The sequence below is a fragment of the Stenotrophomonas mexicanensis genome (assembly GCF_032911605.1).
Taxonomy (GTDB): Bacteria; Pseudomonadota; Gammaproteobacteria; order Xanthomonadales; family Xanthomonadaceae; genus Stenotrophomonas; species Stenotrophomonas maltophilia_A.
In genome coordinates this window covers 148,831-171,499 of sequence record NZ_JAWJTG010000003.1, presented here as the reverse complement: position 1 = coordinate 171,499, position 22,669 = coordinate 148,831, and the positions used below count along the sequence as shown (strand labels likewise).

The following is a 22,669-nucleotide window of genomic DNA, read 5'->3' as shown; positions in this document are numbered from 1 at the left end:
CGTTTCTTTTGGTTACTTTTCTTTTCGCGCGAAAAGAAAAGTAACGCCCATGAACAATGAAGCGCCTTCAGCACGCGCCACGCGCAGAACCTGCGACGGCGTTACTTCACCGGCACCGGAATATTGCAAAGATCGATATGCCCCGCCGGGCGCTTGTAGAAATCATCCACGCGATTGCGGCGTGCTTCCACCGTATCGGCGAAGGTCTTGGAGTCGGTGCGCAGCACCTGGATCGGCGTGCGCTCAGCCACCGGCACGTCGCTGGCACGGCGGATCGACACGATCGGCGTACGCAGCTTCGGGTCGGTGTAGAAGCCCATCGGTGCCGGGCCGCGCGGGATCGCGCTGAGCAGTTCCATGCCCTTCAGCACGCGGCCGACCAGGGTGATGTTGCGGTCCAGCTGGCGCGGCGACTGGCCGGTCACCACATAGAGTTCGGCGCCGATGCTGCTGTCTTCCTCGTTGCTGCGGCCGGCGCCGAGCATGCCGTAGCAGTGCGCCAGCCAGGCCTTGCCGGCCTGTGGGTCCTGGCCGACCGGGAAGCCGTCGACGAAACCGGTCTGCGCGGCCCAGCCATCGCGATCCGGCATCACGCTCACCTTCAGTCCGGCGCTGGCGCGCTCGAACTCGGCCGGCAGCTTGCGCGCGGCACTACCGAACGGCTTGGCCTTGGCTGCGTCATCGGCGTCGGCATCGCCGAACTGCACCACGAAGTTGTCCTGCGAGCGGTAGATGCTGGTGCCGTCCCAGAAGTGCTCGTGAGCGAAGGTCTGGATGTTGGCGACATGGCGCGGGGCGAACTGCGGCGCCAGCTCGATGATCACCCGCCCGGCCGGCAGGTCCATGTACAGCAGGTTGGCCGGGTCCGGGGTGCGCCAGTCGCTGGCCGCCGAGGCGTCGAGAATCTGCTGCGGGCTGCGGTAGGGCGAGGCCGCACTGGCCAGGGCGGGCAGCAGGCAGGACAGGGCGAGGGCGGTCAGGGCAAGGCGACGACGGTGCGGCATGGGAACCCCGGAACATGAACGAGGCTTCGATTCTGCGCGAGCGGCCCGGCCACGCCAACCGGCAGAGTGACTAACGACACACTCGCTATACCGAACTTCGCACTACTGTTGACTTCAACGTAGTGGAGGGCCGGTCATGTCCGAGGACGATGTCCAGCTGAAGAAGTTCCAGAAGGAGCTCAGCGCCGGAACGGTGTCGCTGGCCCTGCTGGCGGTGCTGGCGCGGGCCGGGGAGCCGCTGTACGGCTACCTCATTGCCAAGGAGCTGGAGCGGGTGGGCGAGGGCGTGCTGAGCGGCAAGCAGAGCGCGCTGTACCCGGTGCTGCGCAATCTGGAGGGCGCCGGCCTGCTGGAAAGCCATGTGGAGCCGTCCAGCAGCGGGCCGCCGCGGCGCTACTACCGCATCAATGAACGTGGCCGCGAGGTGCTGGCGCAATGGCGCCAAGCCTGGCAGGCCACACGCGATTCCGTCGATTCCGTGTTGGAGGGGGTACCGCAATGAACGACCCGAGCCTGGCAGGCCGAGCCCTGCCCACGACCATCCCGCAGTACCTGGCGCAGCTGCGCGCGGCATTGGAAGGCGCCGACCCGGCGATGGTGCAGGACGCGCTGTACGACGCCGAGGAATACCTGCGCTCGGAGCTGGCGGCGCAGCCCGGCCGCAGCGAGGCCGAGGTGATCGCCGACGTTGCCGGCAGCTACGGTGCGCCGGACGAGGTAGCCGAAATCTACCGCGAGACCGAAGTGACGGTGAATCGCGCGCTGCGTACACCGCGTGCGGATACCGCACCGGTGCTGCGTGCGGCGGCGGAAGCCAGTGGCGTCGAGCCGGCCGCACCCCCGCCGGTACCGGTGCCGCGCTCGCTGCTGGCCCGCTTCTTCGGCGTGGTGGCCGATCCGCACACTTACGGTGCGCTGTTCTACATGCTGCTGTCACTGGCCACCGGCATCTTCTTCTTCACCTGGGTGGTGACCGGCCTGTCGCTGTCGCTGGGCCTGCTGATCCTGATCATCGGCATCCCGCTGACCGTGCTGTTCTTCGGTTCGGTGCGCGGGCTGGCGCTGCTGGAAGGGCGGCTGGTGGAAGCGCTGCTGGGCGAGCGCATGCCACGTCGTCCGCGTTACACCGACCGCAGCCGCACCTGGCTGCAGCGCATCGGCGACATGTTCACCGATGGCCGCACCTGGCTGACACTGCTGTACTTCGTGCTGATGCTGCCGCTGGGCGTGATCTACTTCACCATCGCGGTGACGTTGCTGTCGCTGTCGCTGAGCCTGATCTGGGCGCCGGTCGCGGCGATCTTCAGTGGCGACATCCCCGGCGTGTACATCAACGACGTGAACGTACTGCCGATGGCGGCCTCGCCGCTGGTGGCAATCGCGGTTGCCGCGGCGGGGGCGCTGCTGCTGCTGCTGACGATGCATCTGGCACGCGGCATCGGCAAACTGCACGGGCTGATCGCCAAGAACCTGCTCGTGCGGCTGTAAGCGGGAATCCACGCTTCGGTAGGCTTCGCTCTGGTAGGTGCCAACCTTGGTTGGCACGATCCATCAGTGCAGGGGCGCTTGGCGGAATTCGCTTTGGTAGGTGCCAACCTTGGTTGGCACAATCCTTCAGATACCGGGATTCAGGGTAGAGCGCCAACCAAGGTTGGCATCTACCAGGGCGTACCGACCAAGGTCGGCACCCACCCTGGGCGAGTTACCCCGCCTTTCGCCGCAACGGGGTAACGTTGCTCTTCTTCTTCGTGACCTTCGCCGCCGGTGCATCGGCATGCGCGGCGAAGAAGTCGCGCACCTTCGGGTACACGACTTCGCGCCAGCGACGGCCGCTGAAGATGCCGTAGTGGCCGGCACCTTCGACGATGAAATGCTCACGGCGGCCAGCGTCGATGCCGGTGCACAGCGCCTGCGCGGCTTCGGTCTGGCCGAGGCCGGCGATGTCGTCCAGCTCACCCTCGATGCTCAGCAGCGCGGTGTCGCGGATCGCCGACGGATCGACCTTCTCACCGTTGACCACCCACTCGCCACGCGGCAGCAGGAAGTCCTGGAACACCACGGAAATGGTATCCAGGTAGTACTTGGCCGGCATGTCCAGCACCGCGTTGTACTCGTCGTAGAAACGACGGTGCGCGTCGGCGTCTTCCAGGTCGCCCTTGACCAGGTCGGTGTAGAAATCCCAGTGCGAGCTGAAGTGGCGGCTCGGGTTCATCGACAGGAACCCGGCGTGCTGCAGGAAGCCCGGGTACACGCGGCGGCCGACGCCGGGATAGCTGGCCGGCACGGTGTGGATGACGTTGTTCTCGAACCACGACAGCGGGTTCTGCGTGGCCAGGTTGTTCACTGCGGTCGGGCTGCAGCGTGCATCGATCGGGCCACCCATCATCACCAGCGTGCGCGGCGTCGGCTCGCCACGGCTGGCCATCAGCGAAACCGCAGCCAGCACCGGTACGGTCGGCTGGCACACACTCACCACGTGCAGGCGCTCCACGCCGAGGTGGCGGATGAACTCCTGGATGTAGGCGATGTAGTCGTCCAGGCCGAACTCGCCTTCGCTGGCCGGCACCATGCGCGCGTCGACCCAGTCGGTCACATACACGCGGTGGTCGCGCAGCAGCGTGCGCACGGTGTCGCGCAGCAGCGTGGCGTGGTGGCCGGACAACGGCGCCACCACCAGCACGAACGGCTGGTTGAGCATGGTGTGCAGCTGGTCGGCCTCATTGCTGTGGCGCTTGAAGCGCAGCAGCTTGCAGAACGGCTTGCTCACTTCCTCGTGCACGACGATCGGCACGCGCTCGCCATCGACGTCGATTTCGTTGATGCCCCACTCGGGCTTCTCGTAATCCTTGCCGATGCGATGGAAGAGTTCATTGACCGCCGCCAGGCGATCAGCACCGGGCATCTGCGACCACCAGTGGCTCTGGTTGGCGAAGAACCTGGCGTTGGCCTGGGCCTGGTGCACCCAGGGGGCGAGCAGGTTGCGGGTCAGTTCGTGCAGTTGATAGAGCATGACGACCGAATATGTATGGTCATATGTTGCCGCGCAGCATATCCCATCCGGGTGCCCCGCAGGTTAAGTTGGCTGAAAATAATGAATCCGGATTCACATCCGCTCCAGCGCGGCCGCATCGCCTGCCAGGGCGGGGCCGAGCCAGCAATGCGACCCTACCGGCTGCAGACCGTGCCGGGCCAGCGTCCGCCGGTACCAGCGCGCCGGGCGGGCCTGGAAACCCTCGTGGTCGCCCTCGAACGCGTCCTCGGCGGCGAAGGTCTCCAGGAAGGCCACGCCGCCGGTCAGCTCCGCCACGCCGGCCAGTCCGGCACGCAGCTCACGGTCGGGCACATAGTGCATCACGTCCGAGCAGATCAGCAGGTCGACCGGGGCGCAGGGCCGCAGCCAGGCGAAATCACCGAAGCGGGCCAGGTGCAGGTTGCGGGTGCGGCCGTAGCGGCGCACAGCGTACTCGCTGCTGTCGAAGCCGAGGTATTCGACCTTCGGACGCAGCTTCAGCAGCGGCGCGCGCCAGGCGCCTTCGCCGCAGCCGATATCCAGCACGCTGCGGATCGGTCGCTCCAGGTAGTACTCGGCGCTGGCCACAGCCAATGCCACCTTGCGTGCCAGGCGGGCGCTGCCACCGATGTCGGCACGGCGGTACCAGCGTTGGAAGTAGGCGGCGTCGTAGGTCTTGTCCATGGGGTGGTGCACGATCGGGGAAAACGGCGTCTATCGTACGGCGTTGCGGCGTGCCATGCGCCGATGTGTCGCGGCGCTGGGGCGTGGGGTGGCCCGGCCACGGCATGCGAGAATGGCCGCCAACCTACGCCAGCCGCCGGAGCGAGCGCATGCAGAGCTACTACTGGGTCAAGACCTTCCACATCGTGTTCGTGGTGGCGTGGATGGCCACGGTGTTCTACCTGCCGCGCATCCTGGTGAATCTGGCCGAGACCGCAGGCCAACCGGCGGTGACCGAGCGCCTGCAGCTGATGGGCCTGCGCCTGTACCGTTTCGGCCACTCGATGTTCGGCCTGGCGTTCCTGCTGGGCCTGGTGCTGTGGCTGGGCTACAAGGTCATTCCGGATTTCCCGACGATGGTTGCCTCGGGCGCTGCCGGTTGGCTGCATGCCAAGCTGGGGCTGGTGGTGCTGCTGCTGGTGTACTTCAGCTGGATCGGGCGCCTGCTCAAGGGCGTGGCCAAGGGCAGGGCGCTGCCGTCGTCGCGCGCGCTGCGCTGGATCAATGAGATCCCGCTGCTGGCCTTCATCCCGATCGTGTGGCTGGTGCTGGCCAAGCCATTCTGAGATCCCGCTATCCGTAGAGCCATGCTTGGCTCTACGGGTTCGCGTGATTCTTCGCCAAAGCAGAGGCATCCACGCGTGGCGTGGATCTACTGGGTGCAGCTGTGGCTTTTGATGTTCAGGTCCGCCATGAGCGAGCCGAGCATCGCAGGTGAAACAGGGGCGAAGAGGCGCCGATGTTTGAGCGCAGCGAGTTCGGCGCCGTCCCCTGATTCACCGAGAAGCGCAGGGAACCGGTGCACGGCACCGGCTCGCGTTCGGCGGCGTGTTCTTTGGTTACTTTCTTGTACGAGCAAGAAAGTAACAAGCCGATGAATCAGGCCGCTTCGTACGTGCCGTAGCTGCGCAGGCGGGCGTAGCGCTGTTCCAGCAGCTGCTCGGTGGACAGCTTGTCCAGCGCATCCAGCTCGTTCAGCAGCACCGCCTTCAGGCGCTTGGCCATCTGCGTCGGGTTGCGGTGGGCGCCGCCGGTCGGCTCGCGCACGACCTTGTCGACCAGGCCCAGGCTCTTCAGGCGCGGGGCGGTCAGGCCCAGCTGTTCGGCGGCATCCTTGGCCTTGCCGGCATCCTTCCACAGGATCGAGGCGCAGCCTTCCGGGGTGATGGTCGAGTACACCGAGTACTCCAGCATCACGGTGCGGTCGCCCACGCCCAGCGCCAGCGCGCCGCCGGAGCCACCTTCACCGATCACGGTGCAGATGATCGGCACCTTCAGTTCGGCCATCTCGATCAGGTTGCGTGCGATCGCTTCGGACTGGCCACGCGATTCGGCATCGATGCCCGGCCAGGCGCCGGCGGTGTCGATCAGGGTCAGCACCGGCAGGCCGAAGCGCTCGGCCATCTTCATCAGGCGCAGGGCCTTGCGGTAGCCCTCCGGCTTGGGCATGCCGAAGTTGCGCTTGATCTTTTCCTTGGTGTCACGGCCCTTCTGGTGGCCGATCACCATCACCGCACGGCCGTTGATGCGTGCCAGGCCGCCCATGATCGCCTTGTCGTCGGCGAAGGCACGGTCGCCGGCCAGCTCCTGGAACTCATCGAACATGACGCGAAGGTAGTCTGCGGTGTACGGGCGCGACGGATGACGGGCCAGCTGCAGCACCTGCCACGAGGTCAGGTTGCGGAAGATCTGCGCGGTGCGCATGCGCAGCTTGTCCTGCAGCGCGTGCACTTCCGCCTCGACATTGACCGCCGGCCCGGCACTGGCGTTGCGCAGTTCCTGGATCTTGGCTTCCAGGTCGGCGATGGGTTGCTCGAAGTCGAGGTAGTTCGGATTCATCGGAAGCCGTCGTGTAAAGAAGAGGGGAATTCTAGCCGAATGCGTGCAAACCACCCGTACGCCTTCGTCTGGAAGGCGACGGTAGCGCAGCCGGGCAGGGGGCGCCAGTCAGCTCAGGGCACCACCAGGGCGCTGCGGCCCATCAGCTGGCTGCGCTGGGAAACGAAGTCGTTGTAGGCCTCGTTGGCCTCCCGGCCCAGCCCGCTGCCCAGGGTGGCGGTGGCCGAGGTGAAGGCCATCTGCGCGGCGAAGTCCTGCTTGCGCAGGGCCTTCTGTTCATCGGCGGTGGTGGCCTTCAGCCAGCGCGCATAGACCTCGCGCAGCGGCGCGGCGTGCGCCTCGAAGGCGGGGTCCAGCGCCGGCAGGCTGGCCGGGGCCGGTTCCAGGCTGAATGCCGGGGCCACGTAGCCGGCCGGCTGTTCGCGCTTGAATGCACCGGGTTCGCCCATGCCTTCCTCGACGTAGGCGATGAAATCCGGGGCCGTGAACACCTTGGCCACGATCTGGCCGCCGCTGGAATCGACATGGGCCACCACCTTTTCCTTCGGGAAGGGCTCGCGCACGCCGTAGGTCCAGGTCTTCTCGATGAACAGTTCGTGGCTCTTTTCGAACGGGCCTTCGAAGTCGACGCCGCCCAGCTCGATGCCGGCCTTGCCGGTGCCGAAGTTCTTCAGCTTGCTCTCGTCGGTGACATAGATCTCGCGGGCGACCACGTACTCGCTCAGGGTCGGGTTGATCAGCCCGCCACGACCGTCGACGTAGACGATGAAGCGCACGTCGCCGAGCTTTTCGGTGTGCAGGCGATGCTCGCCGACGGCCAGCGAAATCGGGCGCGAGCCCTGTGCGGCCACCGGCAGGTCCTTGCCATCGATGCTCAGTGCCAGCGGCGTGTCGGTCGGGTTGTCGATCTGGAACTCGACCTTCGAGGGCGAACAGGCGGCCAGGGCCAGCGCGGCGGCGAACGGGAACAGCAGGGTCTTCATCGGCAATCGTCCTTGATACATGGAACGGGAAAGCAGGGGTTTCAGCAAAACCAGGGAGCCAGCTTCAGCTGGCCCACGGCGGGCTGTAGCGCACCTTCAGGGTGCGCACGGCCGGGTCGGCGCGCAGCGCCTCCATCAGCTTGGAATCGATGCGTACCGCGCTCTGCCCGGACACATCGAGCATGCCGGCGACACCGCCCTGCGGACCCTTCAGCAGCAGATCCAGGCGCAGCGGCGTGCGGCCGGGGCGATGGCGGTCGAGCAGCGCATCAATGCGTTCCCAGACCGGGCGCTGCTGGCGCAGGTCCAGGCGCAGCGACAGCCGGGTGGCGTAGTTGGCGCAGACTTCGTCGAAGTCCCAGCACTGGCGGATGCGCAGCGCGAAGCCACCATTGAATTCGTCCTCGCGCAGGCCACCCTTGACCACCAGGATGCGGTCCTTGGTCATCAGGTGGCCGAACTCGGCCATCGCGTCGGAGAACGCGCTGCACTCGACGCGGCCACGGCCGTCCTCGAGCTGGATGAAGATCTGGCTCTCACCCTTGCGGCGCACGCCGACCACCTGGCCGGCCAGCACGGTCTGTACTTCCGGGCGCCAGCGCTTTTCGCCGCCGCCACCGCCACCGCTGTTGGCGCTCCAGATCTTCTCCACCGAGCCCAGGTCGTTGCCGACCAGGTCGCGCACGTCGTCGCGCCAGGGATCGAACGGGTGGCCGCTGAGGTAGAAGCCCAGCGTGTCGCGCTCGCCGTTCAGGCGCTGCAGCAGCGGCCATTCCTCGGCTTCGGGCAGGTCCAGCTGGATCGTGGTCGCGCTCGGGTCGGGGCCACCGAACAGCGAGTTCTGCCCGGACGCACGTTCGCGCGCCATCTGGTCGGTGGCCTTGATCACTTCCGGCAGCTGCAGCATCAGCGAGGCGCGGTTATGCCCGAGCTCATCCAGTGCGCCGCAGTTGATCATCGCTTCCAGCGTGCGCCGGTTGAGCTTGGCCGATCCGACGCGGGTGCAGAAGTCGAGCAGGTCCTTGTAGTCGCCACCCTTCAGGCGCTCGTCCACCACCGCTTCGCAGGCACCCTGGCCGACGCCCTTGATCGCGCCCAGACCGTACTGGATGGTGTCCGGGGTGACGGCTTCGAACATGAAGGCCGAGTGGTTCACCTTCGGCGGCAGCACGGTCAGGCCGAGGTTGCGCACTTCGTCCAGGAAGCCGACCACCTTCTCGGTATTGTCCAGGTCCGAGGACAGCGTGGCCGCCATGAACTCAGCCGGGTAGTGGCGCTTCAGCCACGCGGTCTGGTAGCTGACCAGTGCATAGGCAGCGGCGTGCGACTTGTTGAAGCCGTAACCGGCGAACTTCTCCATCAGGTCGAAGATCGCATCGGCCTTGGCTTCGTCCACACCGTCCTTGGCCGCACCTTCGCGGAAGATCTCGCGGTGCTTCGCCATTTCGGCCGGCACCTTCTTGCCCATCGCGCGGCGCAGCAGGTCGGCGCCGCCCAGCGAGTAGCCGCCGACGATCTGCGCCATCTGCATCACCTGCTCCTGGTACACCATGATGCCGTAGGTGTCCTTCAGGATCGCTTCGGTGCGCGGATCGGGATAGATGATTTCTTCCTGGCCGTGCTTACGCGCGTTGAAGGACGGAATCAGGTCCATCGGGCCGGGTCGGTACAGCGACACCAGCGCGATCAGGTCTTCGAAGCGGTCGGGGCGTGCGTCCTTCAGCAGGCGGCGCATGCCCGAGGATTCGAACTGGAACACCGCGCCGGTATTGCCGTTGGCGAAGATGTCCTTGTAGGTGGGCGTGTCGTCGAGCGGGATCGCGGCGATGTCCACCGGCGGGATGCCGGCGCGCTCATGGCGCTTGTTGATCGCCTTCACCGCCCAGTCGATGATGGTCAGCGTGCGCAGGCCGAGGAAGTCGAACTTCACCAGGCCCACTTCTTCCACGTCGTTCTTGTCGAACTGGGTGACCGGGTTCTTGCCGAGTCCGTTCTCGTCGTGTTCGGCGTACAGCGGGCAGAACTCGCTCAGCGGTTCGGGCCCGATCACCACGCCACCGGCGTGCTTGCCGGCGTTGCGGGTCAGGTCTTCCAGCTGCAGCGCCAGATCGATCAGGTCGCGGACATCGTCCTCGGTCTCGTAGCGCTGGATCAGTTCGGCCGACGCCATTTCCGAGCTCGGGCCTTCCTTGCCCTTGCCCAGCGCATCCTTCAGGTGGATGCCGAGGATGTTCGGGATCAGCTTGGAGACGCCGTCGACCAGGCCGTACGGGAAACCGAGCACGCGGCCGGAGTCGCGCACCACCGCCTTGGCGGCCATGGTGCCGTAGGTGATGATCTGGCTGACGCGCTCGCGCCCGTACTTGCGCGCGACGTAGTCGATCACCTCGTCGCGGCGGTCCATGCAGAAGTCGATGTCGAAGTCGGGCATCGACACGCGTTCCGGATTGAGGAAGCGCTCGAACAGCAGGTTGTACGGCAGCGGATCCAGATCGGTGATCTTCAGCGCCCAGGCCACCAGCGAACCGGCACCCGAACCACGGCCGGGGCCGATCGGAATTCCCTGGTTCTTGCCCCACTGGATGAAGTCGGCCACGATCAGGAAGTAGCCCGGGAAGCCCATCTTGATGATGGTGTTGAGCTCGAACTCCAGGCGCTCGAAATACTCTTCGCGGGTCTTGCCCGGCGCCAGTGGATTCTTCTCCAGGCGCTCTTCCAGGCCATCGCGCGACATCTTCTGGATCCAGGTGTCCAGGGTCTCGTCGTCCGGCACCGGGTAGTTGGGCAGGAAGTAGGTGCCCAGCCGCATCTCGATGTTGCAGCGCTCGGCCAGCGCCAGCGTGTTGTCGATCGCATCGGGGATGTCGGCGAACAGCGCGCACATCTCCTCGGCAGACTTCAGGTACTGCTGGTCGCTGTATTCGCGCGGGCGCTTGGGGTCGTCCAGCACGCGGCCGGTGGAAATGCACACGCGCGCTTCGTGCGCGCTGAAATCCGTCGGCGACAGGAAGCGTACGTCGTTGCTGGCCACCACCGGCAGGCCACGCTGGCCGGCCGCCATCAGCGCGAACTGGTTGAAGGTTTCCTCGCCCTCGCGGCCGGTGCGGGTCAGCTCCAGGTGCAGGCCATCGCCGAACACGCGCTGCCAGTCGGCCAGCTGCTGCTCGGCCAGTTCATGCTTGCCGTCCAACGCCAGGCGCCCGGCCAGGCTCTGCCGGCCGGCCAGCGCGAACAGGTTGGCGTTGCCGGCCTTCAACCAGTCCGGGTGCACGGCCACGCCGCCTTCCGGACGATGACCTTCCATCCAGGCGCGGGTCAGCAGCCGCGACAGGCTCAGGTAGCCTTCGCGATCGCGGCACAGCAGGGTCATCCGCCACGGGTCCTGGCCTTCCTCGGCGATCAGTACGTCGGCGCCCGCGATCGGCTTGATGCCCACGCCTTCGGCGGCCTTGTAGAACTTGACCAGGGCGAACAGGTTGTTGAGGTCGGTCACCGCCAGCGCGGGCAGGCCGAGCTCGACCGAGCGCGACAGCAGGTTGGCCTGCTTGGCCTTCTTCGGGTCCGCCTGGTCGGGCTTGGCCGGCACGCGGATGGTCGAGTCCGCCAGCGAGAACTCGGTGTGGACGTGGAGATGTACGAAGCGGGAGTTGGACATGCCGGACCAGGTTGGAGCGCGCGGGCCCCGGGTGCTGACGGAAGATCGTCGCCGGGGTCGGGATGCGCTGGAGTGCCCGGTCAGGGTAGCGAGGGCAGGGGGAAGCGACAAGGACTTGACGGTGCGCCGATTGCGCGAATGTCGCCGGGCATGGCCCGGCGCCAGCGGAGGCGTTCACATTGCCGTGAAAGCGCCGGACGATACCCGGCAGCCGTTGTTCAAGCGATGGCTGTGATCGCGGGGGCTGGGGCTGTTTCCAGGCACTCGCGCACCGGGGCGAAGCTGCGCCGGTGCTCCACGCAGGGGCCGTGCTCGCGCAGGGCGGCCAGGTGGGCCGGGGTGCCGTAGCCCTTGTGCTGCTCGAAGCCGTACTGCGGATGGCGGGCATGCACCTCCTGCATGTAGCGGTCGCGCGAGACCTTGGCCAGGATCGAGGCGGCCATGATCGCGCGGTCGATGCCATCGCCGCCGACCAGCGCCTGCGCCGGCAGTACCAGACCCTTGGGCACCACGTTGCCATCGATGCGCGCGAAGCCGGCCACGTGGGCGACCGCTGCGACCACGTCGCGCATGCCCTGCAGGGTGGCCTGGTAGATGTTCAGACGGTCGATGGTGTCCACGTCCACCAGCACCACATGCCAGGCCAGGGCGCGCTCGATGATGCGGTCATGCAGCTGCTCGCGGCGCGCCGCGGTCAGCTGCTTGGAATCGTCCAGGCCGTTGATGCGCGGCCGTGCCGGGTCGAACACCACGGCCGCCACCGCGACCGGCCCGGCCAGCGGGCCACGACCGGCTTCGTCGACGCCGGCGACCAGGCGCTCCGGCTCGACCACCGCCGCGCCATCGAACAGGGTCAGGCTGGCCGCTGCGGCGTAGCGGCGGCTCATGCCTGGGCCTGGTCGCGCATCAGCAGCTCGCCGACGGCGTCGGCGGCACGTGCCGACGCATTGCGGCGCAGGCGCTCATGCAGGCGGGCATAGGTGTCCTGCAGGTCGGTCACCCGCTGCGGGTGGTCGAACCATTGCTGGATGGCCGCAGCCAGCTTGTCCGGCGTGCAGTCATGCTGCATCAGCTCCGGTGCCAGGTCCTGGCCGGCCAGGATGTTGGGCAGGGCAAAGCGGTCGACCTTGATCAGGCCGAATGCCTTGACCAGACGGTAGGTCAGCTCGTTGACACGGTAGCCGACCACCATCGGCCGCTTCACCAGCATGGCCTCCAGGGTCGCGGTACCGGACGCCAGCACCACCACGTCGGCCGCGATCATGGCGTTGCGCGCCTGGCCGTCGAGCACATGCGAGTACGCGACCGGCAGCGCCGAGCGCGACAGCTGCTCTTCGATCAGCCGCTTGCATGCGGGGTTGGCGGCAGGCACCACCACGTGCAGGCCGGGGATGCGCTCGGAGACCTGCCAGGCGGCTTCGAAGAAGGGTTCACCGAGGCGCGAGATTTCGCCCAGGCGGCTGCCTGGCAACACCGCCAGCACCTTGGCCGACGTCGGCAGGCCAAGCGCTGCGCGCGCTTCCTCGCGGTTGCCCTGCAGGGGGATGTCATCGGCCATCGGATGGCCAACGAAGCGTGCGTCGATGCCGTGCTTGGCATAGATCGGGGGTTCCATCGGGAACAGGCACAGCACCAGGTCGGCGCTGCTGCCGATCTTCTCGGCGCGCTTCTCGCGCCAGGCCCAGACCGAGGGGCTCACGTAATGCACGGTGCGCACGCCGCGCTGCTTCAGCCAGCGTTCGATGCCCAGGTTGAAGTCGGGCGCGTCGATGCCGATGAACACGTCCGGCTGCCATTCCAGTGCACGCTGGCGAAACGCGGAACGCAGTTTGAGCAGGCGTGGCAGGTGGCGCAGTACTTCGGTCAGGCCCATCACCGCCAGCTCGCTGGCATCGTGCCAGGTCAGGCAGCCGGCGCTGCGCATGGCATCGCCACCGATGCCGGCGAATTCGGCATTCGGAAAGCGTGCCTTCAGCTCGCGCACCAGGCCCGCACCCAGCAGATCACCGGAGGCCTCACCGGCCACCAGTGCGATCCGCAACGGGCGCTCGCTGAGCACCCGCTGCGCGGGGACGCTGCCGGCCATCGAGGCCAGCGGAATCACGGCGGCGCCGGCCGGCGCCTGGCCGGTCGTGCTGCTCATCGCAGCAAGGGCCTCTCGGCGTGCTCGATGAAGTCCAGCATGGCCTTCACGTCATCGCTGTCGCGCGCCTGTTCGGTCAGCTGCACCTTGGCTTCGGCCAGTGGCAGGCCCGCCACGTACAGCGTGCGGTAGGCACGCTTGATGGCGGAAATGCGCTCGGCGTCGAAGCCGCGGCGTTTCAGGCCTTCGCTGTTGATGCCGCGCGGGCGGCCCAACGAATCGGTGCCGACCATGGTGAACGGCGGTACATCGCCATTGGTCAGCGCGCCCATGCCGAGGAAGGCATGCGCACCGATGCGGCAGAACTGGTGGGCCCCGGCGAAGCCGCTGATGATCACGTAGTCACCCACGGTCACGTGGCCGGCCAGGGTGGTGTTGTTGGAGAACACGCAGAAGTTGCCGACATGGCAGTCATGCGCCACGTGCGTGTAGGCCAGCATCCAGTTGTCGTCGCCGATGGTGGTGATGCTGCCGCCGCCGCCGGTGCCACGGTTCAGCGTGACGAACTCGCGGAACACATTGCGGTCGCCGATCACCAGCTCGGTGCGCTCCCCTGCATACTTCTTGTCCTGCGGTTCGCCACCGACGGCTGCGTGGCCGATGAAGCGGTTGTCGCGGCCGATCTTCGTCGGGCCGTGGATGCTGCAGTGGGGGCCGATCACCGTGCCGGCACCGATTTCCACATCGGCACCGATCAGGGTGAACGCGCCCACCTGGACGTCATCGGCCAGGCGCGCGGCCGGATCGATGACGGCGGTCGGGTGGATCCGCGGTGCGTTGTCAGTCATTCCTGCCTCCAGTGGATCAGCCCTTGGCGCCGGCGCACATGACTTCGGCCGAGGCAACGACTTCACCGTTGACCTTGGCTTCGCCGTAGTACCAGCCCATGTTGCGGATCAGGCGCTTCATCTGCACATCCAGCATCAGCACGTCGCCGGGAACGACCTGCTTGTTGAAGCGGGCGTTTTCCACCTTGACCATGTAGAACAGCTTGGACTGCGAGTCACGGCCGAGCGTGAGCTGGGTCATCACGCCACCGGCCTGCGCCAGCGCTTCGATGATCAGTACGCCGGGCATGATCGGGCGGCCCGGGAAGTGGCCCTGGAAGAACGGCTCGTTGATGCTGACGTTCTTCTGCGCAAGGATGCGCTTGGCGTCGATGTCGAGCTCAAGCACCCGGTCCACCAGCAGGAACGGGTAGCGGTGCGGGAGCAGTTCCTGGATCTGGCAGACGTCGATCGGAAGCTGCAGCGTGTCGTTCATTCTTTCTCCTTGCCAGCAGCCAGGACGCGGCGAGCCAATGCGTCCAGCTGCTTGAAGCGCGCGGCGTTCTTGCGCCACGTGCGGTTGTCGGTCAACGGGGTGCCGGACGAGTACTCGCCCGGCTCATGGATGGAATTGCGGACCACGGACTTGCCGGTGATCACGACCTTGTCGCAGATCTCGAGGTGGCCGACCACGCCGACGTGGCCGCCGAGCAGGCAGTAGCGGCCGATCTTGGCGCTGCCGGCGATGCCGGTGCAGCCGGCGATGGCCGAGTGCGCACCGATCTGCACGTTGTGCGCGATCTGCACCAGGTTGTCCAGGCGCACGTCTTCGTCCAGCACGGTGTCTTCCAGCGCACCACGGTCGACGCAGGTGTTGGCGCCGATCTCGCAGTCATCGCCGATGCGCACACCGCCGAGCTGCGGCACCTTGATCCACTTGCCGGCGTCCATGGCCAGGCCGAAGCCATCGGCGCCGAGCACGGCACCGGGATGCACACGAACCCGCTTGCCGAGCTTGACCCGGGTGACCAGGGTGACCCGCGCGATCAGCTCGCAGCCGTTGTCCAGGCTGCAGTCTTCGCCGATCACGCTGCCGGTGCCGATGATGCAGTTTTCGCCGACCACGCTGCGTGCGCCGACGGAGACGAACGGGCCGATATGCGCGCTGGCGGCGACCTGCGCGCTGGGATCGATGACGGCGCTGGGGTGGATGCCCGGCGGGCGCGTCGGCGCGATGTCGAACAGCGCGGCGATCTTGGCGAAGGTGGTGTACGGGTCCTTGGCCACGAGCGCGGCGCCGGGGGCGGCCTCGGCGTCGTCGGCACGCAGGACTACCAGCGAGGCCTGGCTGTCGGCCAGCTGGGCGCGGTAGCGCGGGTTGGCGAGGAAGGTCAGCTGGCCAGGACCGGCATGGGCGAGGGTGGCCACGCCATGGATGGCGGTGGCGGGGTCGCCGTGGACCTGCAGGCCGAACTGCTCGGCGAGTTGCTGGGCGGTGTAGGTGGGAGTATTCACGGCGGGAGTTTAACGTGTGACGGCATTGCGGTCATGCGGGGGCGAAGGCTTGGCGCCTGCCTGGTAGGAGCGGGAGGCGGCGGGTGGCCCTGGCCAGGACACGCAAAAGCCCCTCCATGGTGCTCGATGGCGCCATCCATGGCGCCAACGGTCCTGTCCAGGGCCACCCGCCGCCTCTGGACAGTTTCCTGCGAGCGCGGCCAAAAGCCTGTCCCCTGCAGTGACATCTGCCTCAACGAAAACGCCGGGCAATGCCCGGCGCTTCGTACCCCGTCTGGTGGAGAGCCCCCCTTTGTTAAGGGGGGGCGCGCCAGCGGCGCGGGGGATAGGTGAAATGCGCGGGCAATTCACCGGAGGTGGATCAGTTCTGAGGAACGACGTTCCTCAGAACTGGCCACCGAACGTGAATTGCAGACGTTCGATCTTGTCATCGTCTTCCTTCTTCAGCGGGAAGGCGTAGCTGATCGAGATCGGGCCGACCGGGGCGCGCCACAGCAGGGCCACACCGGTGGACACGCGCAGTTCGTTGGCCTTGAAGTTCTTGGTGCCGTTGTAGACGTTACCGAAGTCGACGAAGGCGGACACGCGTGCCGACGGGCTGTCGAACAGGCGCGGGAAGTAGGCTTCGACCGAACCGACGGTCTTCAGCGAACCACCCAGCGGCTGGCCTTCCGGGTAGCCGTTGGTGACTTCGCGCGGGCCGAGGGTGTTGTCTTCGAAGCCGCGCACCGAGTTGGTACCGCCGGCGTAGAAGTTCTCGAAGAACGGCAGGCCGCTGGCGGTCACCGTACGGGTGGTGCCGTCCGGGTTGGTCAGCGTGCGGGTGTAGTCGTTGCCATAGGCATCGCCGTAGCCCACTTCGGCACGGGTGTTGATCACCAGCGACGGCATGATCGGCCAGTACTTGCTGATCTGGTAGTTCAGCTTGTAGTACTCGATGGTCGAACCCGGCAGCGTGGTTTCCAGGCCGATGCGCTGGTAGGTACCGCGGGTCGGCATGAAGTAGTCGTTGCGCGAGTCACGCGCCCAGCCCAGCTCGGTGCGCCAGGCATGGAACGTGCGCCTACCGACGGCGTTGATGTAGTCGATGATCGACTGCGGGGTCGAGCCCTGGTAGGTGGTGATCTGGTTGCTGTCGATGCCGAACATCAGCGAGACGGTATCGGTCTCGGTGATCGGCACGCCGAACACCACCTGCGCCGAACCATTGGTGCTGTTGTACTGCGCGGTGTTGAAGTCGGAGTAGTCCAGTTCGCGCCAGGACAGGTTGTAGCCCAGCGACACGCCGTCATCGGTGAAGTACGGGTTGGTGTAGCTGAAGCCGTAGCGCTGCAGGTAGCTGCTGCGCGAGGCTTCGACCGACACGCGGTTGCCGCCGCCGAGGAAGTTGTTCTGCGACAGCTGCACCGAGGTGGTCATGCCGTAGGACTGCGAGTAGCCCAGGCCGAACACGAAGCTGCCGGACGTGGTTTCCTTGACGTTGTAGACGACGTCGACCTGGTCGTTGCTGCCGCTTACGGCCGGGGTTTCAACATCCACCGACTCGAAGTAGCCCAGGCGCTGCAGGCGGATCTTGGAGCGGTCGATCGCGGCCTGCGAGTACCAGCTGTTCTCGAACTGGCGCATTTCGCGACGCATCACTTCGTCGGACGTACGCGTGTTGCCACGGAACAGGATGCGACGCACCGACACGCGCGGGCCGGGCACGACCTGCATGTTGATCGCCACGGTCTGCTCGGGGCGGTTGGTGGTCGGGATCGGGTTCACCTTGGCGAACGCGTAGCCGATGTTGGACAGCGAGTTGGTGATGGTGTCCGAGCTGAATTCCAGCAGCGCACGCGAGAACGTGTCGCCGGACTTCTGGATCACCATGCGCTCGACGTCCTCCTGCGGAAGGATCGTGTCGCCGCTGACCTTGATCTCGGAGATCTTGTACTGCGCACCTTCGGTCACGCCGGCGGTGAGGAACATGTCGCGCTTGTCGGGGCTGATCGACACCTGGGTCGAATCAATGCTGAAGTCGACATAGCCGCGGTCGAGGTACCAGGAATTGAGCTTTTCCAGGTCGCCGGACAGCTTTTCCTTGGAGTACTGGTCGTCACGGCGGTACCACGATGCCCAGTTGTGCTCCTTGGACTCCCAGGTCTCCAGGATGTCCTTGCTCTCGAACTTCTCGGTGCCGACCAGGTTGACGTGACGGATCTTGGCCGCCTTGCCTTCCTTGATGGCGATCGCGATGTCCACGCGGTTGCGGTCCAGCGGGCTCACCGTCGGGGTGATCTCGACGTTGTACTTGCCGCGGTCGTTGTACTGGCGGCGCAGTTCCTGGGTCACGCGGTCCAGGCTCAGGCGATCGAAGGTGCCGCCCTCGGTCAGGCCGATGTCGGACAGGCCCTTGAGCAGCTGCTCGGACTTGATGTCCTTGTTGCCGGTCACGGTCAGCTTGTTGATCGCCGGGCGTTCCTTGACGGTCACCACCAGGATGCTGCCCTGGCGGTCCAGCTGCACGTCTTCGAAGAAGCCGGTCTTGTACAGGGCGCGGATGGTCTCGCCGACCTTGTTGTCGGTGACCGTCTCGCCACGCTCCACCGGCAGGTAGGTGAATACCGTGCCCGAGCTGATGCGCTGCAGGCCATCCACGCGGATGTCGCTGACAGTGAAGGGCTCGGCTGCCTGGGCCAGGGCGGGAGCGCCGGTGACGGCGGCGAGGGCGAGGGCCAGCAGGCGGCGATTGGGGAGTCGCGTCATGTCACGTCCGGTAGGAAGGTCGATTTCATTGGTGCGGGATGCCGACGCTGTAGACGGCAACAACGTGGAAAAGTTCATCGCGGGACCAGGCCGAGGATGTCGTTGTAGAACGCCAACCCCATCAGCCCGGCCAGCAACGCCAGGCCGATGTACTGGCCGGCGGCGATGGCACGCTCGCTCAGCGGGCTGCCCTTGACCAACTCGATAAGGTAATACAGCAGGTGGCCGCCGTCCAAGATCGGGATCGGCAACAGGTTGATGATGCACAGGCTGAGTGACAGCAGGGCAAGGAACTGCAGGAACCAGTCCAGGCCGCGTTTGGCCGAGATGTTGGCTACCCGGGCGATGGTGACGGGTCCGGAAACGTTCTGCAGCGAGGCTTTGCCGGTGACGATGCGGCCCATCATGCCCAGCGAATCGGCCGCCAGGCGGCCGGTTTCGCGCACGGCCACGGTGACCGCGTCGAGCGGGCCATAGCGCAGCAGGGTGTCGTAGGGAGGGCTGAACGAGGTCGGGAACTGCACGCCGATCTGCCAGATCGGCTCGCCCTTTGAATCCTTGCCCTGGCGCGGGGTGACTTCCAGCGCCAGGCGCTCGCCGCCCCGCAGGACCTCGATCATGCCCGGGCCGCCGGCGCGGCCCAGCGTCTGGATCTCGCCGATGACCTGGTCGGCGCCGTCGATGCGCTGGCCGTCGATCGCTACGATCAGATCGCCCGGCTGCAGCTGCCCGGCCACCACGGAGTCCGCGGTGAGCGACTCGACCAGCGCCGGTTGCAGCCACGACTGCCAGTACAGGCCAGCCAGGATCGGCACGCGCCGTTCATCGAAGCCGGGGGGCAGCTGCGACAGCGGCAGGCTGCGCACGCGCACCTGGTCGGCCGGGTCCAGCACTTCCAGCTTCACGTCGCGACGGTCCATCGCGGCGGCGGTCAGCGCCATGCTGGCCTCGCCGAGGGTGACCACCGGGCGCTCGTCCACGCGCAGCACGCGGTCGCCGCTGGTCAGGCCGGCGCTGGCGGCGATGCCGCTGACACGGCCGATGGTCGGCGAATAATCCTGCTTGCCGATCACGAACATCGCCCACAGCAGCAGGATGCACAGCAGCAGGTTGGCGATCGGTCCGGCGGCGACGATGGCGATGCGCTGCCAGACGGTCTTGTGGTTGAAGGCCTGGCCGCGCTCGTGCGGGTGCACTTCGACCTCGCGCTCGTCCAGGAACTTCACATAGCCACCCAGCGGGATGGCGGCGATGGCGAACTCGGTGCCGTGCCTGTCCCGGCGCGACCACAGCGGCCGGCCGAAGCCGACCGAGAAGCGCAGGATCTTGACCCCGCACAGGCGCCCGACCCAGTAATGCCCGAACTCGTGGAACGTGACCAGCAGCCCGAGGCTGACAATCATCCACCAGACCGATCCGATGAAGTCAGTCATGCAGGCTCACAGTGGCGGGCAGGGGCGGCGTCGTCATGCTGGGCGAGGCGGTCGTTCAGGCGGCGTCGATGGCGTTCAGGGTCAGCTGGCGTGCCCGCTGGTCGGCGGACAACAGGACCTCCAGTGTATCGGCTGGCTGGGTCGGCAGTGTTGAAAGAGCGTTAGCAACCAGCTCCGGGATGGTCAGGAAACCGATCCGGCCCTGAAGAAACGCTGAAACCGCCTCTTCATTGGCAGCGTTCAGCACCGCCGGGGCGGTGCCGCCGGCCCGCATCGCCTGCCAGGCCAGGGCCAGGCAGGGGAAGGCGTCGGTGTCCGGGGCCTCGAAATCGAGCCGGCCCTGGGCCAGCAGATCCAGCCCGGATACGCCCGATTCAATGCGTTGTGGCCAGCCCAGGCCAACGGCCAGTGTGGTGCGCATGTCCGGCAGGCCCATCTGCGCCAGGGTCGAGCCGTCCACGAACTCGACCAGCGAGTGGACCAGGCTCTGCGGGTGCACCAGCACTTCGATGCGCTCTCCGGGGATGCCGAACAGGTGGTGGGCCTCGATCACTTCCAGGCCCTTGTTCATCAACGTCGCCGAATCGACCGAGATCTTCGGCCCCATCGACCACTTCGGGTGGGCAACGGCCTGGGCCGGGGTGACCTGGGCCAGTTCGGCGCGGCTGCGGCCACGGAACGGGCCGCCGGAGGCGGTCAGCAGGATGCGGCGCACGCCGGCGCCATCGACGCTGGCATCGCGCGAGCGCAGGCACTGGAAGATCGCGCTGTGTTCGCTGTCGATCGGGATGATCTCGGCGCCGGCGCGTTCTGCGGTGCGGGTCAGCAGCTCACCGGCCAGCACCAGCGATTCCTTGTTGGCCAGCAGGATGCGCTTGCCCGCGGCGGCGGCGGCCAGGGTGGAAGACAGCCCGGCTGCACCGACGATGGCGGCGACCACGGTGTCGCAGGCATCGCTGGCGGCCAGCTGGTCCAGCGCGGCATGGCCGGCATGCGCCTCGGTGGCCAGTCCGGCATCGCGCAGGCCATCGCGCAGCTCAGCGAACAGCGATTCGTCGGCGATCACCGCGTGGGCGGGCCGGTGCTGGCGGCACAGTGCCAGCAACGCCTGCACCTGACGACCGGCGGCCAGCACGGTGGCCTGGTAGCGCTGCGGGTGGCGGGCGATCACATCCAGCGTGGAGGCACCGATCGAGCCGGTGGCGCCGAATACGGCGACCCGGCGCAGGTCTGCGACAGCATTCATGGTCAGAACCCGAAGATTTCCTTGCCGAGTGCGAACACCGGCACTGCAGCCAGAACGCCGTCGACACGGTCGAGTACGCCACCATGGCCCGGAATCAGGTGGCCCGAGTCCTTGGCGCCCGCGTGGCGCTTGATCAGGCTTTCGAACAGATCACCCAGCACCGAGGCGAACACGGCCACCACCGAAGTGATCAGCAGGCCCGGCAGGTGTGCGGTATCGATGCCGGCCAGCCAGCCCAGGCCGACGGCCACGGCGACACCGGCCAGCAGGCCGCCGAACAGGCCTTCCCAGGTCTTGTTGGGGCTGATGCGCGGGGCCAGCTTGTGCTTGCCGAAGTGACGGCCGGCGAAATAGGCGCCCGAATCGGCCGCCCAGACCAGTGCCAGCGCAGCCAGCAGCCACAGGTGGCCCTGCTTGCCCGGCGGATCGCCGCCCGCATGGATCAGCACGAGCGCGGCCCAGGCCGGAACGATGGCCAGCGTACCGGCCAGCATCTTCACGATGCGCGAGGGCGCCGACGGTTGCGCGCCGAAATTGAAGAAGCGCAGCCAGACCAGCGCCGCCAGCCACCAGGCAACACCGGCCAATGTGGTGATCTGGAACAGCACCAGCGTGCTGCCATCGGCCCACACCAGCAGCACCATCAGCAGCAGGTTCAGTACCAGCAGCACGGTGCGCGCCAGGGTGTCTTCGATGCCGGCCAGCTTCAGCCACTCCCACAGGCCGATCAGCAGCACCGCAGCGGCCGCCGCTGCCAGCCATTGGGTCGGCAGCAGCAGGATCGCGGCAATGGCGACCGGCGCCATGATCAGCGCGGCAAGGACTCGGGTCTTGGTCATGGGCTGGAAGTCTCGGTGGCCAGTGCGGCGATCTGGGCGCTGGTCAGGCCGAAACGACGCTCACGGCTGCCGTAGGCGTCCAGCGCCTGCTGCAGCAGGGCGGGATCGAAGTCTGGCCACAGCGCCTCGGTGAACCACAGCTCGGTGTACGCCAGCTGCCACAGCAGGAAGTTGCTGATGCGGGTGTCGCCACCGGTGCGGATGAACAGGTCCGGTGGCGGCAGGTCGGCCAGGGCGACCTGGCTGCCCAGCAGCGATTCGTCGATCTGTTCGGGCAGCAGGCGGCCGGCGGCGACTTCAGCGGCCAGCGCGCGCGCGGCACGGGCGATGTCCTGGCGGCCACCGTAGCTGGCGGCGATCGACAGGGTCAGGGTGGTGTTGTCTGCGGTGCGCTGCTCTGCCAGCTGCATGCGGCTGACCAGCCCGGCACCGAAGCGTTCGCGCTCGCCGATGAAGCGCACGCGCACGCCACGCCGATGCAGCTCGTCCACTTCGCGGTCGAGCGCGCCGAGGAACAGCTTCATCAACGCATCGACTTCTTCCTGCGGTCGGCCCCAGTTCTCGCTGGAAAACGCGAACAGGGTCAGCGCCGGAATGCCCAGCTCAAGGCAGCGCTCGATGGTGCGGTTGACCGCACGCGCGCCGGCGCGGTGGCCGATCACGCGCGGACGACGGCGCTGCTGTGCCCAGCGTCCATTGCCATCCATGATGATGGCAATGTGGCGGGGCAGGGCGGCCGGCAACGGAGGCGGGACTGAAGGCAT

At 66.8% G+C, this 22,669-nt stretch carries 19 protein-coding genes; 3 read left to right on the top strand and 16 right to left on the bottom strand.

Going from position 1 to position 22,669, the window contains the following annotated elements; genetic code table 11:
- Window positions 1-101 precede the first annotated feature (101 nt).
- Window positions 102-1,004 carry a peptidylprolyl isomerase gene (locus tag R1L06_RS03285; protein WP_317216901.1) on the bottom strand — a complete coding sequence of 301 codons (903 nt, stop codon included), beginning with the start codon at window positions 1,002-1,004 and terminating at the stop codon, window positions 102-104.
- Between the two features lie 136 nt (window positions 1,005-1,140).
- Here R1L06_RS03285 and R1L06_RS03280 point away from each other — a divergent pair, with 136 nt between their 5' ends.
- The gene (locus R1L06_RS03280; protein WP_032128337.1) at window positions 1,141-1,506 is read left to right on the top strand and encodes a PadR family transcriptional regulator; all 366 of its coding nucleotides are present in this window, start codon (window positions 1,141-1,143) and stop codon (window positions 1,504-1,506) included.
- Window positions 1,503-2,492 carry a sensor domain-containing protein gene (locus R1L06_RS03275; RefSeq protein WP_132809691.1) on the top strand — a complete coding sequence of 330 codons (990 nt, stop codon included), beginning with the start codon at window positions 1,503-1,505 and terminating at the stop codon, window positions 2,490-2,492. Before R1L06_RS03280 ends, R1L06_RS03275 begins: the two co-directional genes overlap by 4 nt.
- A 214-nt stretch (window positions 2,493-2,706) precedes the next feature.
- Here the strand turns inward: R1L06_RS03275 and R1L06_RS03270 are convergent, their stop codons facing one another.
- Both R1L06_RS03270 and R1L06_RS03265 read right to left on the bottom strand, forming a co-directional pair.
- Window positions 2,707-4,014, bottom strand: a complete 1,308-nt coding sequence (locus R1L06_RS03270) for a polyhydroxyalkanoate depolymerase (RefSeq protein WP_317216900.1) — start codon at window positions 4,012-4,014, stop codon at window positions 2,707-2,709.
- Window positions 4,015-4,107: 93 nt separating this feature from the next.
- The gene (locus R1L06_RS03265) at window positions 4,108-4,698 is read right to left on the bottom strand and encodes a class I SAM-dependent DNA methyltransferase (protein ID WP_032128334.1); all 591 of its coding nucleotides are present in this window, start codon (window positions 4,696-4,698) and stop codon (window positions 4,108-4,110) included.
- 149 nt (window positions 4,699-4,847) lie between these two features.
- Between R1L06_RS03265 and R1L06_RS03260 the strand changes: the two genes are divergently transcribed.
- The gene (locus R1L06_RS03260) at window positions 4,848-5,303 is read left to right on the top strand and encodes a CopD family protein (RefSeq protein WP_125893828.1); all 456 of its coding nucleotides are present in this window, start codon (window positions 4,848-4,850) and stop codon (window positions 5,301-5,303) included.
- Between the two features lie 313 nt (window positions 5,304-5,616).
- Here R1L06_RS03260 and R1L06_RS03255 read toward each other — a convergent pair whose 3' ends face one another.
- The 13 genes from R1L06_RS03255 to uppS all read right to left on the bottom strand — a co-directional run bounded on the left by R1L06_RS03255 (window position 5,617) and on the right by uppS (window position 22,669).
- Window positions 5,617-6,576, bottom strand: a complete 960-nt coding sequence (locus R1L06_RS03255) for an acetyl-CoA carboxylase carboxyltransferase subunit alpha (protein ID WP_032128332.1) — start codon at window positions 6,574-6,576, stop codon at window positions 5,617-5,619.
- 113 nt (window positions 6,577-6,689) lie between these two features.
- On the bottom strand, window positions 6,690-7,559 hold the full coding sequence (locus R1L06_RS03250; protein WP_317216899.1) for a hypothetical protein: 870 nt from the start codon (window positions 7,557-7,559) through the stop codon (window positions 6,690-6,692).
- A gap of 64 nt (window positions 7,560-7,623) precedes the next feature.
- A complete protein-coding gene (gene dnaE / locus R1L06_RS03245) occupies window positions 7,624-11,214 on the bottom strand; it encodes a DNA polymerase III subunit alpha (RefSeq protein ID WP_317216898.1) in 3,591 nt (1,196 codons plus the stop codon).
- Window positions 11,215-11,432: 218 nt separating this feature from the next.
- Window positions 11,433-12,101, bottom strand: coding sequence for a ribonuclease HII (rnhB, locus tag R1L06_RS03240; protein ID WP_049399552.1), 669 nt, complete (start codon window positions 12,099-12,101; stop codon window positions 11,433-11,435).
- Window positions 12,098-13,300 carry a lipid-A-disaccharide synthase gene (gene lpxB / locus R1L06_RS03235; RefSeq protein ID WP_100437555.1) on the bottom strand — a complete coding sequence of 401 codons (1,203 nt, stop codon included), beginning with the start codon at window positions 13,298-13,300 and terminating at the stop codon, window positions 12,098-12,100. Before lpxB ends, rnhB begins: the two co-directional genes overlap by 4 nt.
- A 53-nt stretch (window positions 13,301-13,353) precedes the next feature.
- Window positions 13,354-14,145, bottom strand: coding sequence for an acyl-ACP--UDP-N-acetylglucosamine O-acyltransferase (gene lpxA / locus R1L06_RS03230; protein WP_317216897.1), 792 nt, complete (start codon window positions 14,143-14,145; stop codon window positions 13,354-13,356).
- Between the two features lie 16 nt (window positions 14,146-14,161).
- On the bottom strand, window positions 14,162-14,620 hold the full coding sequence (fabZ, locus tag R1L06_RS03225; protein WP_032128326.1) for a 3-hydroxyacyl-ACP dehydratase FabZ: 459 nt from the start codon (window positions 14,618-14,620) through the stop codon (window positions 14,162-14,164).
- Window positions 14,617-15,639, bottom strand: a complete 1,023-nt coding sequence (gene lpxD / locus R1L06_RS03220; RefSeq protein ID WP_010486339.1) for a UDP-3-O-(3-hydroxymyristoyl)glucosamine N-acyltransferase — start codon at window positions 15,637-15,639, stop codon at window positions 14,617-14,619. The genes fabZ and lpxD overlap by 4 nt, the downstream gene beginning before the upstream one ends.
- A 384-nt stretch (window positions 15,640-16,023) precedes the next feature.
- Window positions 16,024-18,387, bottom strand: a complete 2,364-nt coding sequence (bamA, locus tag R1L06_RS03215) for an outer membrane protein assembly factor BamA (RefSeq protein ID WP_049463624.1) — start codon at window positions 18,385-18,387, stop codon at window positions 16,024-16,026.
- 74 nt (window positions 18,388-18,461) lie between these two features.
- Window positions 18,462-19,820 (bottom strand): RIP metalloprotease RseP, encoded by a 1,359-nt coding sequence (gene rseP / locus R1L06_RS03210; protein WP_032127946.1) that lies wholly within the window; start codon window positions 19,818-19,820, stop codon window positions 18,462-18,464.
- Window positions 19,821-19,875: 55 nt separating this feature from the next.
- Window positions 19,876-21,066 carry a 1-deoxy-D-xylulose-5-phosphate reductoisomerase gene (locus R1L06_RS03205; protein WP_279912328.1) on the bottom strand — a complete coding sequence of 397 codons (1,191 nt, stop codon included), beginning with the start codon at window positions 21,064-21,066 and terminating at the stop codon, window positions 19,876-19,878.
- A gap of 2 nt (window positions 21,067-21,068) precedes the next feature.
- Window positions 21,069-21,905: a phosphatidate cytidylyltransferase gene (locus tag R1L06_RS03200; protein WP_010486331.1), complete on the bottom strand. Its 837-nt coding sequence runs from the start codon at window positions 21,903-21,905 to the stop codon at window positions 21,069-21,071.
- Window positions 21,902-22,669 carry a polyprenyl diphosphate synthase gene (gene uppS, locus R1L06_RS03195; RefSeq protein ID WP_032127943.1) on the bottom strand — a complete coding sequence of 256 codons (768 nt, stop codon included), beginning with the start codon at window positions 22,667-22,669 and terminating at the stop codon, window positions 21,902-21,904. The genes R1L06_RS03200 and uppS overlap by 4 nt, the downstream gene beginning before the upstream one ends.